The organism is Enterococcus sp. DIV1298c (assembly GCF_017316315.1).
Lineage (GTDB): Bacteria > Bacillota > Bacilli > Lactobacillales > Enterococcaceae > Enterococcus_B > Enterococcus_B mangumiae.
Map to the genome: position 1 here is coordinate 1 of NZ_JAFLWG010000094.1, position 1,243 is coordinate 1,243.

The following is a 1,243-nucleotide window of genomic DNA, read 5'->3' on the forward strand; positions in this document are numbered from 1 at the left end:
TTACATAATAACAAAGCCTATTGATTTTTTATAATAAATTGCTTTTATCTGCGTGTATTTTCTCTTTTCTAAGAAACGTGATTCTACGGACAGTACCAAATGGTATTTATGACTGATCTTTATAAATCGTTATGTCCTCTCTTTTGAAAAATAGTCAAAAACATGAATGTGTTTACGACTGTTCGTCATTATTTCTTTGGATCTGAATGCTGGTTGATTATTAGATTAATCATTATCCCTTTCTAAGTAGTTGAAACAATTCTTTGGCTGGACTTTAGGAAAAGGAAAAATAAGTTTATCTAGTAAATTTTTGTTTCTAAAGGACTGGGCTAAAGCTTTACAAAAGAATTAAAAGAAGTCACAATAGAACTAAAGTATTAATTAGGAAGTAGGAATATCCATGCGTATAAATAAAATCGACTATCATTTTTCTAAACTCAGATATCAACCTGATTTTGAACACTTTACTGATGAAGAATTTGAAGAACTCAAAGAGCAGACTGTCCTACGTTCATATAAGAAAGGACAAGTACTCTTTGATGAAGGAGATGAACGTCAGCGATTCTATGTACTATCAGAAGGCCTGATTCGCTTAGAGCGTTATGACGAAAGCGCCACTTATTACTACTATGATTATGTCACCGCAAATAATCTTTTTCCAATGTCCGGTATTTTTGAAGAAGGAACCTATACGTATACAGCACAAGCCATGACCGATATCGAAACATTTTACTTCCCTGTCGCTTGTTATGAAAAAATCGTCAGAAACAATCCTAGCCAATTGATCTATATGATCCAAAAATTAGCTAAAGTCGTCCAGATGCATGAACTACGCATCCAAATCGGCTTGACTTCCAGTGCCTTTGACCGAGTAAAGCAAAACCTATTTGTTTTAAAAGAAGAATTAGGAATCCCTACAGAAGATGGCCACGTATCAATCCCTTACCCTATCACGCTGAAAGAACTTGCTGTGAATAGCGGCACCACACGTGAGACTGCCGGACAAGTCATCAAGCAGCTGAAAGATTCAGGGTTGCTGGATTACGATAAGAAACGATTTACGTTTTGTAAGGAGGCAGTGACGCCGGGGTGGCGGGAGTGAAGTTTTTATATCGATCTTAATACAATAGCTTCTAGAAATTTGCTTAAATCTTGTACACAATCAAAATTACTTTTATTAAATGTGTATTAACAAACAGCTAGATTTGAAAATAGGCAAGACATATTTTCAAATCTAGCTGTT

Annotated in this window: 1 protein-coding gene; it reads left to right on the forward strand. The window is 35.2% G+C overall.

Features of this window, described 5'->3' with window-relative positions; all coding sequences use genetic code 11:
• Window positions 1–400: 400 nt before the first annotated feature.
• Window positions 401–1,102 (forward strand): Crp/Fnr family transcriptional regulator, encoded by a 702-nt coding sequence (locus JZO83_RS14250; RefSeq protein ID WP_206857110.1) that lies wholly within the window; start codon window positions 401–403, stop codon window positions 1,100–1,102.
• Window positions 1,103–1,243: the final 141 nt, after the last annotated feature.

Bases quoted from the DNA above. Each gene is read 5' to 3' on its own strand.
- JZO83_RS14250 (WP_206857110.1), top strand. From the start codon at position 401: ATGCGTATAAATAAAATCGACTATCATTTTTCTAAACTCAGATATCAA.